At 64.2% G+C, this 12,800-nt stretch carries 9 protein-coding genes; 8 read left to right on the top strand and 1 reads right to left on the bottom strand.

The genetic code is table 11. The features are described from left to right. Positions 1–13: 13 nt before the first annotated feature. Entirely contained in the window at positions 14–2,092 is a 2,079-nt protein-coding gene (locus tag H7A19_11100) for an FG-GAP repeat protein (protein ID MCP5475372.1), read from the bottom strand. Positions 2,093–2,479: 387 nt separating this feature from the next. Here H7A19_11100 and H7A19_11095 point away from each other — a divergent pair, with 387 nt between their 5' ends. The 8 genes from H7A19_11095 (at position 2,480) to ylqF (H7A19_11060) (ending at position 12,770) form a co-directional block, all read left to right on the top strand. Beyond that, positions 2,480–3,058, top strand: a complete 579-nt coding sequence (locus tag H7A19_11095; GenBank protein MCP5475371.1) for a sigma-70 family RNA polymerase sigma factor — start codon at positions 2,480–2,482, stop codon at positions 3,056–3,058. After that, positions 3,055–5,538: a serine/threonine protein kinase gene (locus H7A19_11090; GenBank protein ID MCP5475370.1), complete on the top strand. Its 2,484-nt coding sequence runs from the start codon at positions 3,055–3,057 to the stop codon at positions 5,536–5,538. Before H7A19_11095 ends, H7A19_11090 begins: the two co-directional genes overlap by 4 nt. A 34-nt stretch (positions 5,539–5,572) precedes the next feature. Then, entirely contained in the window at positions 5,573–6,127 is a 555-nt protein-coding gene (locus H7A19_11085; GenBank protein ID MCP5475369.1) for a DUF393 domain-containing protein, read from the top strand. Between the two features lie 390 nt (positions 6,128–6,517). Beyond that, complete coding sequence (gene ylqF / locus H7A19_11080; GenBank protein ID MCP5475368.1) at positions 6,518–7,522, top strand: ribosome biogenesis GTPase YlqF; 1,005 nt, start codon at positions 6,518–6,520, stop codon at positions 7,520–7,522. Between the two features lie 143 nt (positions 7,523–7,665). Continuing rightward, entirely contained in the window at positions 7,666–8,949 is a 1,284-nt protein-coding gene (gene glgC / locus H7A19_11075) for a glucose-1-phosphate adenylyltransferase (protein MCP5475367.1), read from the top strand. 134 nt (positions 8,950–9,083) lie between these two features. Next, entirely contained in the window at positions 9,084–10,526 is a 1,443-nt protein-coding gene (glgA, locus tag H7A19_11070; protein MCP5475366.1) for a glycogen synthase GlgA, read from the top strand. A 250-nt stretch (positions 10,527–10,776) separates the two neighbouring features. Continuing rightward, positions 10,777–11,787: a serine/threonine protein kinase gene (locus H7A19_11065; GenBank protein ID MCP5475365.1), complete on the top strand. Its 1,011-nt coding sequence runs from the start codon at positions 10,777–10,779 to the stop codon at positions 11,785–11,787. Next, positions 11,784–12,770, top strand: coding sequence for a ribosome biogenesis GTPase YlqF (gene ylqF / locus H7A19_11060; protein MCP5475364.1), 987 nt, complete (start codon positions 11,784–11,786; stop codon positions 12,768–12,770). The genes H7A19_11065 and ylqF (H7A19_11060) overlap by 4 nt, the downstream gene beginning before the upstream one ends. Positions 12,771–12,800: the final 30 nt, after the last annotated feature.

Raw genomic sequence — 12,800 nt, 5'->3', positions numbered from 1 at the left:
GGGCACCACCCGGCTATTCCGGCGGAATCGTCACAGATAGCCCGGTCAGATTGATGCCGTAGCGCAGGATCTTCACGGGATAGCCGTTGGGACCGGTAGTCTGGATCTTGGCGTAGCCGTAGGCGATGAAACCGCTGTTCAAATTGGCCCAGCGGAAACCCAGATAGCCGGTGGTGCCGGCGCGCCAGTTGGCGGTGGCGGCGACGGTGGCGTCGGCGCTGAACGTCGAGTTCGCGCCGATCACCGCGCCAGGCTGCAGCACCTCGTAGGTGCTGCCTGAGACCACGCCGGCGTTGACTCCACCACTGGGCCAGAAGAACGCCATATCTGCGCCGCTGCGGTAGATATTGAAATCAAACGGCGCATCGTCGCAGTTGCAGGTGGCGCCGTTGCTCCAGCGCACCGCGCTGCCGATAAAGCCGGCGCGAACGGCCAGCCGCGGGTAGAACTGGTCGAGATTGGTGTTCTCGTTGCCATCGCGGAAGATTCGATCGCGGGCCCCAAAGACCACGTAGCTGCGGCCGGCGTTGTTGGCGCTCATGTCAGAGCGGCTCGCTCCAACGACCAAATCATCAAGGCCGTCGCCGTTGAGATCGCCGGCGCCGCTGACCGATGCGCCCATGAAGTCGCGCGCCACCTCGCCGGTCAGCGCATAGCCGTTGATCCCGTCCAGGCTGGCCAGCGCCAGCGTCGCGGGAAAGCTGCTGCGCCCGTAGACGACGTAGCTGATGCCGATAACGCCAAAATTCGGGTCCGCACGTCCCGTGCCGATGAGCAGATCGTCCATACCATCGCCGTTGAGATCGCCGGCGCTTGCAAGCGCGACTCCGGCGCGGTCGTTGGCCAGCTCACCGTCAAGCCGGAAGCCCTCGGCGCTACTCAGGCTGGATAGCAGCAGTGGCGAGGGAAAGCCGCTGCTGCGCCCGTAAACGACATAAGCGCTGCCGCTGTTGCCAGCCGCAGAAGGCTCGCCAACCAGCAGATCATTGAGACCATCGCCGTTGACGTCGCCCGCGGCGCTGACAGTGGGGGAGCCCACCGCCTCACCATCGATGCGGAAGCCAACGGTGCCGCCGAGAGCGGACAAGGCAATCGCTGCGTCAAAGCCGTTGCGGTTGCCGAACAGCACATAGCTACGCTGCGCGGCTGGAAGGCCGGCAGCAGTTCTCAATGTGCCGACGATCAGATCGTCCACGCCGTCGCCGTTGACGTCGCCAAGGCCGCTGACCGACGAGACCTGACCGTCGCCTTCTGTACTGTCGAGCCTGAACCCGTTCTGGCCATTCAGGCTGCCGAGCGCCAGTGGTGAGAGGAAGCCTGCGCTCTGCCCGAAAACCACATAGGCTCTGCCGCTCTGGCCGCCATTTGCCGCACGAATCAGCACGTCAGCAAAGCCGTCGCCATTGATATCTCCGGCGCTGCTGATTGATTCCCCTGCGTCGTCCCCGGCCGCCTCGCCATCGAGCTGGACGCCGTTGCTGCCGTTCAAGGCAGACAAGGCCAGCGGCGACGGGAAGCCGGTGGTCGTTCCGAAAACCAGATAGGCGCGACCGGAATTGGCGCCGTTTGGTTGGGCAGAGAATGCGCCAATCAGAAAATCATCCAGGCCATCCCCATTGACATCGCCGGCGCCAGCCAGGCTGGATCCAGAAAAGTCAAACATCGCCTCACCATTGAGTTGGAAGCCGCTGTTGCCCGTCAGCGTGCTGACCGACAAAGGCGAGGCAAAACCGCCGCTTTGCCCAAAGAGCACATAGCTGCTGCCTGACAGGCTGCCGTTGGGATCAGCGCCAGGGGCGCCGACCAACAGATCATCCAGGCCGTCACCGTTGACATCGCCAGCGTTGCTGGCGGCGTCACCCAGTTGGTCGTCGGCCAGGGCGCCGTCGATCTTGAAGCCGTTGGAGCCGTTCAGGCCACTCAGTAGCCGCGGCGAACTTTGCGCCTGCGCAGCGCTCACCGCCAGGGTGCACAGCAGCGCCGCGCTCAGCACATGGCCGAGGAAGCTGCCGGCAACCAATTGAGCGGGAAGTGGCGCGGGTGTTTGGACGGCTCCTGGCCCGGTCGAATGCTCTGCTTGCTGGGTCTTCATCAGTTTCCCCCATTGCGCGTGATTGACGGTGAGCCTTGATCGCCCGCAGCGGATGACGATGTGCCGTCGATCGGTGGCTGGCTGGATCAGGGCTCTTGATAAAGACAGCGCGCTTTGACGGAAAAACGGACCAAGTCCGGACTGAAGCATGCGGAGCACGGCTGGCGTTGACGCCGAATGCGCCGGGGAGCCGCTGCGCGGCACCCTCGGCCTACCTCCGGAACACGCCAGTTCAAGGTCGCCGTGCAGTTCCTGAGGAAGCTCGACGCTCACCACGCTCGCGCCCACGCACTGCTAAAGTTCGCGCTGGCAAGTGAGATGCCTCGGAGCGGACGGAAAATGGTCGGTGACGGAACGCTTTCACTTTGAACGATCGGGTATGAGCGCATGACGAGTGCCACGCCAGCGGAATTGCACAATCTGGAGTCACTGGCCACGCGCTGCGGGGTCAGCCCGGAGCAATTGCTACCGGAGCTCTACCAGAGCCTGCGGCGGATGGCGCATCAGCAGCTGCAGGGCGAGCGCGAAGGTCACAGCCTCAACACCACCGCACTGGTCCACGAGGCGTGGATGAAGCTCGCGGCCAGCTATCCGGAGCTGGCATTTGACTCCGAGCGTGATTTTCTCGCTCTGTCCGGGCACTTGATGCGGCGGGTGCTGATCGACCACGCGCGCCACGGCAGCCGCCTCAAGCGCGGGGCTGATCAAGTGCAGGTGACCCTGACCGACCGCTATGAAGCGCCGATTGATCAAACGGAGTCGGATCAGCTGCTGGCGCTGGACCTGGCATTGGGAAAGCTGAGTGAACTCGATCCGCACCAGGTGCAGATCGTCGAGCTGCGCTACTTCGCCGGCTTCTCGATCAACGAAACCGCTGAGCTGCTGGGCTCGTCGCCGACCTCGGTCAAGCGCGAATGGACCCTGGCGCGCGCCTGGCTGGTCGCCCATCTGCAGGATCCGCCGTGACACCGGAACAATGGCAGCGGGTAAAGGAGCTGTTCGATCAGCTCTGCGAACTTGAGCCTACGCGCTGGTCCGGGCCGCTGGCCGCCGAAACCGATCCGGTGGTTGCCAAGGAGCTGCACCGCCTGCTGCAGGCGCATCAGGCGGCGGACCATGGATTGCCCGACTTGCCGTCGTCTTTGCGGAACCCGGAAGATCTGCTGATTGGCCAACGGCTCGGGCCATTCCTGATCGAGCGCTTGATAGGCGAGGGCGGCAACGGCCGGGTTTATCTGGCCGAGAGGCAGGATCTGGGTGGCAGGGCCGCGGTCAAGCTGCTGCGTGGGCGCTTCATGGGCCCCGACATCACTCGGCGCTTTCATGCCGAGCAGGCCATTCTGGCCCGGCTGGACCACCCCAATATCGCGCATTTGCTGCAGGTCGGCGTGGCTGAGGACGGTACGCCGTGGCTGGCGATGGAGTATGTCGAGGGTCAGCCCTTCTTGCAGGGTCTGGCGGCGATGAGCGTGCGTCAGCGTCTGCGGGTGATCCTCAAGCTGCTCGACGCCGTGGACTATGCGCACGGTCAGTTGGTGGTTCATCGCGACATCAAGCCGGGCAATATCCTGATCGACCAGCGCGGCGAACCGCGGTTGCTTGATTTCGGCATCGCCAAGCGGCTGGATGACGCTGGCGCGCAGCTGACCCACACCGACAGCCATCCACGCACGCCGGCCTATGCGGCGCCCGAACAGGTGCGCGGGGAGCCGATCAGTGTGGCCACGGACGTCTACGCGCTGGGGGTGTTGCTGTTCGAAAGCCTGACGGGCAGCAAGCCGTGGAACCTGGCCGGCATGCAGCTCGATGCCGCCATTCTGAAGGGCACGCCGCCACTGCCCTCCGCGCTTTGTCCGCCAGCACTGCAGCGCGAACTGCGCGGTGATCTGGACGCCATCATTCTGCAGGCCATGCATCTGGAACCGCACCGTCGTTATCGGGGTGCGCGTCTGTTGGCAGAGGATCTGATTCGTTATCTGGATCACCGGCCGGTGGCGGCGCAGAAACAGACAGCTGTCTATCGCGCAAGCCGCTATCTGCGTCGCAACTATCGCTGGCTGGCGGCGGCTTCGCTGGTGGCCATTGCGCTCAGCCTCGGGGTATTCCGGGAAAGCCGTCTGCGTCAGGAAGCGCGGCTGGAGGCGCAGAAATCCGATCAGGTTGCCGCCTTCATGCTGGACATGTTCGACGCCGGCGATTCGCTCGCCACGGACTTTGCGATCAGCAAGAACTCGACCGTCATGGATCTGATGGCGCGCGCCGACGCCCGTCTGGACCAACTCGATTCGGCCCCGTTGGTCCGCGCCGATCTAGCCCACAAGATGGGGCAGGTGTACTGGGGGCTGTCGGAATACGCCGGCGCCGAGCGCCTGTTTGCGATGGCTCTGGCGCTGCGCAAACAGTTCCTGGGTGCACACGACGACACCGCCGAGAGCTACCTGATGCTCGGCCGGGTCTACGGTCGCACCGGTCGCTACCGCGAAATGCTGGAAGCGATGCAGCAGTCCTATGCCATGCGTCTCAAGACCCTGGGCCCAGATAGCCCGAACACCATTCACAGCCTGCATCGGATCGGCACCGCCTACTACTTCCTCAATCAACTGGACCAGGCCGAGAGCTACTTCAACCAGGCCGTTGCCGCATGGCGTCTGCAGACACCGCAGAGCAACCGGCAACTGGCCAACGCGCTGACCATGCTCGCCAGCGTCGAGGCCGACCGCGGCGAGTTCGAACGGGCCTTGCCGGTGTTCGAGGAAGTCCTGGCTTTGTTCCGGGAAAGCTACCCACCCGAGCATCCGTTCATCTCCGAAGGTCTGCACAATCTCTCGACCTGTTTGTTTGACATGGGGCGTGTAGCAGAAGCCATCCAGATGCATCGGCAAGCCATCGAGATCGACGAGGCCGCATTCGACGGCGACGACCGCAGTCTGGTGATCGATTACGAGTGGATGGCGCGCTATCAGGTCGCTGCTGGAGACCTGGCAGAAGCCGCAGCGATGGCGGACCAGGCCGTGGCCATGGCCAGCCGCTTGCACCAGCAATCAGCGAACCAGGAACTGCTCGATCGCGCCCGCCAAATGCAGGTCGAAGTGCTGCGAGCCCAGGGACAACTCGAAACCGCGCTGGAACTGCAGCGCGATGTGCTGAGTACCCGGCTGCAGCGCCTTCCGGCAACGCACATCTTCGTGATCGGCTCGCGCAGCGTGCTCGCCGATCTGCTGCTGCAGCAGGGTCGAATCGGTGAAGCAGCCGAGCAGCTGAACCTGGCGCTTGAGGGCTGGCGAGTGCAACCCAGTGGCTATGTCCGCCAGTTGGTCCACACCATGAACGCATTTGCCAGTGCGGGGAACTGCGCCTGGCTTGCCGGCGCCTGGCCTGCACAGAGCTCGGCACCGATGCGCGCCGCCGTTGAGCGCGGGCGACAGTCGTGCGTGCCTCAAACCTGACCTTGGTTCATCGCAACGCCACGTCCGGGGCAGCATGCTTGCAGCCTCAGACTCGCTGGGGTTTTCCATAGATCCCAGTTCGCGACCGGAGTGGCCCTTGAGCACGCACGACGCAACTTTTCCACTGACGATCTACTACGACGCCAGCTGCCCGCTTTGCCGCAAGGAGATGCACACGCTGCGCGATTACGACCGGCGCGCGCAGTTGCAGTTGGTCGATTGCTCCGCGCCGGACTTCCACGATCCGGCGGTCGACCGTGCCGGCTTTCAGGTGCCGGCGTTGATGGCCCTGATCCACGCCCGCGACGCCGGGGGACGCTGGTTCATCGGCGTTGATGTGTTCGTGCTCGCCTATCGTGCGGTTGGCATCGAATCCATTGCCGGGCTCTGGTCCAACCGCGCGCTGCGGCCGTTCTGGGATCGGGTCTATCCCTGGATCGCTCGAAACCGCATGGCATTGTCGAAAATCGGTTTCACCGCGGCTTTCGGCTGGCTGGTGGAGCGGGCGGCACAGCGTGCCCTGGCGCGCTCGAAGGGCTGCGAGGATGGTGTCTGCGAGCGGCCGGAGCAGGCGCGCGGGCCGCATTGAGACCATCTGGCAGGAAAATCATCAACGCGGAGAACGCCAAGAGTCGCGGAGAACGCAGAGTAGCGCAGATCAAGGATTGCCCTTGCCTTTCTCCGTGTCCATTCTGCTTTTCCTTTGCGTTCTCTGCGTCCCGCTGTTGGCTTCAGCTCACCGCAAGTCCCGGTCGTCGCGGTCGCGACACAAGGTCGCTCCTACGGTGGGAGCGGCTTCAGCCGCGATCCGGGATGCCGGTCGCAACGCAAGGTCGCTCCTACGGTGGGAGCGGCTTCAGCCGCGATCCTGGATGCGATCCGCGCCGCATTGCTGCAGGGCATAGCAAGTACACTGCGCTCCCTGCGCCGCTGCCTCTGGCAGCCGATGCACCCGCGAACGATTGCAGAGGCTCCAAGCATGACGATCCACTGGTACCCGGGCCATATGCACAAAGCCCAGAAGGACATGCTCGAATTGCTCCCGCAGGTCGACCTTCTGATCGAAATTCTCGACGCTCGCATTCCGCACTCCAGCGAAAATCCGGCCATTGCTCGCCTGCGCGGAGATACGCCCTGCATCAAGGTGCTGAGCAAGTCGGATCTGGCGGATCCCGACGTGACGGCGCTGTGGCAGGCGCAGTTCGAGCAACAGCGGCATGTGGCGACCTTTCCGACCCGCAGCGATCAGCCGGAAGCGATCAAGCAGCTGCTGGGACTGTGTCGGGCCATGTTTCCGCAGCGGGACACCAGCAGGAATCCGATTCATGCCATGGTGGTCGGCATCCCCAACGTCGGCAAGTCGACACTGATCAACATCCTCTCCGGGCGCACCATCGCCCGCACCGGCGACGAGCCGGCGATCACCAAATCCCAGCAGCGTATCGACCTCGATAGTGGCCTGACGCTCTTCGATACGCCGGGAATCCTCTGGCCCAAGGTCGAGAACCCGGCATCCAGCTACCGTCTGGCCGCCACCGGTGCCATCCGCGACACGGCGATGGAATACGATGACGTGGGCTTCTTTGTCGCCGAGTATCTGCTGCGCAGCTATCCGGAACGGCTGAAGGAGCGCTTCAAGCTGGAGGCGCTGCCCGATACCGAAGACGCCTTTCTGGAACTGGCCGCGGTCAGGCGCGGTGCGGTGGCCTCCGGTGGCAAGGTCAATATGCACAAGATCTGCGAACTGCTGATCAAGGAGTTTCGCAGCGGCAAGCTCGGCCGCATCAGCCTGGAAACACCGGCCATGATTGCCCAGGAGCAGATCGCGATCGATCAGGCCGCAGCGCGCAAGGCCGCCGACAAGGCCGAGCGCAAGCAGCGCTTCAAGCAGGGCTCGCAATCCATGGACATGCAGGAGCGCAGGACCGAGCGTGCCGACACGCTGGCCGTCAAGAAGCCAGGACCGCGGCGCCACGGCAGCTGAGGATCATGATTCCGGCCCGTTGGATCGGTCCTGATCCGGCGGTACAGACCGTGACCGCTTGTTACGCGGGATCGCTGGCTGTGAGCTGCCAGCCTTGGCAACATGGCGGTCGCCGGGCTCGGTCCGTCCCAGGAGTGCAGTCGATGCGTGATCAGCAAGATCCGAGATTTGTCAGCCGCCTGACCAAGGACACCCTCGCACTGGTGCTGGCTGGCGGGCGCGGTACCCGGCTCAATGCGCTGACCGACTGGCGCGCCAAACCGGCGGTACCCTTCGGTGGCAAGTTCCGCATCATCGATTTCCCACTGTCCAACTGCATCAATTCGGGCGTGCGCCGGATTGCGGTGCTCACTCAGTACAAATCGCACTCGCTGATCCGTCATATCCAGATGGGCTGGGGGTTTCTGCGCGGCGAATTCAATGAGTTCGTTGAACTGTTTCCGGCGCAACAGCGGGTGGACGAGACTTCCTGGTATGCGGGCACGGCCGATGCCGTGTTCCAGAACATCGACATCCTGCTGTCGCACGCTCCCAGCTACCTTCTGGTGCTGGCGGGCGATCACATCTACAAGATGGACTACGGTCAGATGCTGGCCGAGCATGTGCGCCGGGGTGCCGATTTCACCGTTGGCTGCATCGAAGTGCCGCTGGCCGAAGCCAGCGCCTTTGGCGTGATGCAGGTCGACGCCGAAATGCGCATCCGCCAGTTTGCCGAGAAGCCGGCCGCGCCCGAGCCGATGCCGGGGCGCGACGATGTGGCGCTGGCGTCGATGGGTATCTATGTGTTCAACACCCGGTTCCTGATCGACCAACTGGTGCGTGACGCCGCAGACAAGGCTTCCAGCCACGATTTTGGCAAGGACATCATCCCCAAGGCCATCCACGAGTTCCCCGCCTACGCCTATGCCTTCCGCGAACCGGACGGCGAGCACCAGGGGTATTGGCGTGATGTCGGCACCGTGGAGGCCTTCTGGAAGGCCAATCTGGAGTTGCTGGATCCGCTGCCGCAGCTGAATCTCTACGATGCCGACTGGCCGATCTGGACCTATCAGGAACAGTTGCCGCCGGCCAAGTTTGCCGCGCAGGAGGGTCGCGCTGGCTGCGCGCTGGATTCGATGGTGTCGGGCGGCTGTCTGGTGGTGGGCGCCACCGTGCGGCGCTCGGTATTGTTCTCCAATGTACGTGTGGAAATGGACACCGAGATCGATGAATCGGTGCTGCTGCCCAATGTCACGGTGGGTCGCGGTTGCAGAATCCGCCGCGCGGTGCTCGACAAGGGTTGCACCATTCCCGATGGCACCTACATCGGCATCGATCCGGTCCATGACGCCGAGCGCTTTCACGTCATCAGCAATGGTGTGGTCCTGGTGACCCGCGACATGCTGGGGCAGTCGCGCTATGTGCCGCTGAGTGCCCAGCGCCGTTGAGCCGCTCGCCAGCGCTGGGCACGGGTGACGCCAGACTGAGCGCGCCGCTGTCTGGGGGATGACGCAGGAAAGTGCCGGTGAGCTGCCTTGCGGCACACTGGGATCAGAAATCAGGGCCGATCTGGATGTCTGCAATGAATGTGCTGTTTGCGTCCGCCGAGGTCTTTCCGCTGGCCAAGACCGGCGGGCTGGCCGATGTGGCTGCTGCTTTGCCGGCTGCGCTCAAGGCGCTGGGCGTGAACGTGCGCGTGATCATGCCGGCTTATCGGGGTTTGGCTGAACGTCTGCGCGAAGGCGAATGCCTTGGGCAGTTGGAAGTGCACGGGCGAGGCATGCAGTTGATCGGTGGCGGCCACCCGGACAACGGCGTGCCCATGCTGCTGCTCGACGCGCCGGCACTGTATGCGCGCGACGGTAGCCCCTACGCCGATCGCCATGGTCAGCCCCATGCCGACAATGCGCTGCGCTTCGCCTGCTTCTGCGAAGCCGTGGCGCGTATTGCGCAGGGCGCAGTCGGTGCTGGGCTGGCGGCCGACATCGTCCACCTGAATGACTGGCACACCGGTCTGGTGCCTGTGTATCTGGACACTGGCGCAGCGCGCCCGCGTACCCTGTTCACCATCCACAACCTCGCCTATCAGGGCATCTACGATCTCGCCGAGTACCGGCGGCTGGGGCTGCCCGAGACCCTCTGGCATCCCGGTGCGCTGGAGTTCTACGGCGGGTTCTCCTTCATGAAAGCGGGTCTGGTGCTTGCAGACCGATTGAGCACGGTATCACCCAGCTACGCTCGGGAGATTCAGACGCCGCAATTCGGCGAGCGTCTGGACGGTGTGCTGCGCCAGCGTGCCGGCGATCTCTGCGGCATTCTCAACGGCATCGATCCTGAGGTGTGGAATCCGGCCAGCGATCCCCTGATCGAGCAGCGCTACGATGCCACCAGCGTGGTCGCCGGCAAGCATGCCAACAAGCGCGCGTTGCAGCGTGATCTCGGTCTGGAGGCCAGTGATGACCCACTGCTGGCCTTCATTGGTCGACTGGCCTATCAGAAGGGCGCCGACGCCCTGCTGGCGGCGCGCCCCGAGCTCAGTGGCCTGCCCTTGCAGATCGTGATTCTGGCTTCGGGTGATCCGGCCTTGGAGCGCGATTTTCAGGATTGGGCCACGGCCATGCCCGAGCGCGTGGCGGTGCGTGCGAGCTATGACGAGGCCCTGGCCCACCGTATCGAAGCCGCCGCCGACATGCTGATCATGCCTTCGCGCTTCGAGCCCTGTGGCCTGAATCAGATGTACAGCCTGGCTTATGGCACCATCCCGCTGGTGCGCAATGTTGGCGGGCTGGCCGACAGCGTGGCCGACATCGATAGCGCCGAACCCACCGGCATCGTGTTCCGGCACAGCGACGCCGGCGGCGTCGGTTATGCCGTGCGCACCGCCTGCGAGCGCTACGCCCAGCCCGAAGTCTGGCGTCGCATGCAGCAGGCCGGGATGGCTCAGCGCTGGGAATGGCAGACCTCGGCCATGCGCTATGTGGACATCTATCGGAGCCTGCTTGCGGCGGCGCGCCATCGCCCATAGCGCCGGATCAACATCGCCCGGGTTTTCGTGGGGCGGTGGCGCTTTCTTGAAGTCCTGCGCCCAATCGACTGCAGCCCGTCAGCGGGCGGTCATCTCACGGAGGGAGGCCAGCGCTGAACTGCGGGCTGCAGCTACTCGTAGACCGGATACACCGCAACGATCGGGCACGGCCGTTCCGAAGCCTTGGCGAAGCGGCTTTCGGTGCGGCCGCGTTCCAGGCCAACGGCTCGGGCCATTCCTGATCGAGCGCTTGATAGGCGAGGGCGGCAACGGCCGGGTCTATCTGGCCGAGAGGCAGGATCTGGGTGGCAGGGCCGCGGTCAAGCTGCTGCGTGGGCGCTTCACGGGCCCCGACATCACTCGGCGCTTTCATGCCGAGCAGGTCATTCTGGCCCGGCTGGACCACCCCAATATCGCGCATTTGCTGCAGGTCGGCGTGGCTGAGGACGGTACGCCGTGGCTGGCGATGGAGTATGTCGAGGGTCAGCCCTTCTTGCAGGGCCTGGCGGCGATGAGCGTGCGTCAGCGTCTGCGGGTGATCCTCAAGCTGCTCGACGCCGTGGACCATGCGCACGGTCAGTTGGTGGTTCATCGCGACATCAAGCCGGGCAATATCCTGATCGACCAGCGCGGCGAACCGCGGTTGCTTGATTTCGGCATCGCCAAGCGGCTGGATGACGCTGGCGCGCAGCTGACCCACACCGACAGCCATCCACGCACGCCGGCCTATGCGGCGCCCGAACAGGTGCGCGGGGAGCCGATCAGTGTGGCCACGGACGTCTACGCGCTGGGGGTGTTGCTGTTCGAAAGCCTGACGGGCAGCAAGCCGTGGAACCTGGCCGGCATGCAGCTCGATGCCGCCGCGCTCGAAGGGCTGCGAGGATGGTGTCTGCGAGCGGCCGGAGCAGGCGCGCGGGCCGCATTGAGACCATCTGGCAGGAAAATCATCAACGCGGAGAACGCCAAGAGTCGCGGAGAACGCAGAGTAGCGCAGATCAAGGATTGCCCTTGCCTTTCTCCGTGTCCTTTCTGCTTCTCCTTTGCGTTCTCTGCGTCCCGCTGTTGGCTGCAGCTCACCGCAAGTCCCGGTCGTCGGGGTCGCGACACAAGGTCGCTCCTACTGTGGGAGGGGCTTCAGCCGCGATCTGGGATGCGATCCGCGCCGCATTGCTGCAGGGCAGAGCAAGTACACTGCGCTCCCTGCGCCGCTGCCTCTGGCAGCCGATGCACCCGCGAACGATTGCAGAGGCTCCAAGCATGACGATCCACTGGTACCCGGGCCATATGCATAAGGCCCAGAAGGACATGCTGGAGCTGCTGCCGCAGGTCGATCTGCTGATCGAGATCCTCGACGCCCGCATTCCGCATTCCAGCGAGAATCCGGCCATTGCTCGCCTGCGCGGAGACACGCCCTGCATCAAGGTGCTGAGCAAGTCGGATCTGGCTGATCCGGAAGTGACGGCGCTGTGGCGGGCGCAGTTCGAGCAACAGCGGCATGTGGCGACCTTTCCGACCCGCAGCGATCAGCCGGAAGCCATCAAGCAGCTGCTGGGACTGTGTCGGGCCATGTTTCCGCAGCGGGACACCGGCAGGAATCCGATTCATGCCATGGTGGTCGGCATCCCCAACGTCGGCAAGTCGACACTGATCAACATTCTCTCCGGGCGCACCATCGCCAGGACCGGCGATGAGCCGGCGATCACCAAATCCCAGCAACGCATCGACCTCGGCAGCGGCCTGACGCTGTTCGATACGCCGGGAATCCTCTGGCCCAAGGTGGAGAACCCTGCCGCCAGTTATCGCCTCGCGGCCACCGGTGCCATCCGCGACACGGCGATGGAATACGATGACGTGGGCTTCTTCCTGGCCGAGTACCTATTGCGCAGCTATCCCGAACGGTTGAAGGAGCGCTTCAAGCTGGAGGCGCTGCCCGATACCGAAGACGCTTTTCTGGAACTGGCCGCGGTCAGGCGCGGTGCGGTGGCCTCCGGTGGCAAGGTCAACATGCACAAGATCTGCGAGTTGCTGATCAAGGAATTCCGTAGCGGCAAACTGGGTCGCATCAGCCTGGAAACCCCGGCGATGATCGCCGCGGAAAGAGAGCAGCTGGATCAGGCCGCAGCGCGCAAGGCTGCCGACAAGGCCGCACGCAAGCAGCGTTTCAAGGAAGGCTCGCGATCCCTGGGCAAGCAGGAGCGCAAGGCCGAACGCGCGGATGCGCCGGGTGGCAGGAAGTCGACCTAGGCCCTCGCTCGCCGCAGGCGGCCTGTGCCG

The organism is Rhodanobacteraceae bacterium (assembly GCA_024234055.1).
Classification (GTDB): Bacteria; Pseudomonadota; Gammaproteobacteria; order Xanthomonadales; family SZUA-5; genus JADKFD01.
The sequence above is the reverse complement of the archived record's forward strand: the minus strand, read 5'-3'. Positions and strand labels throughout refer to the sequence as shown.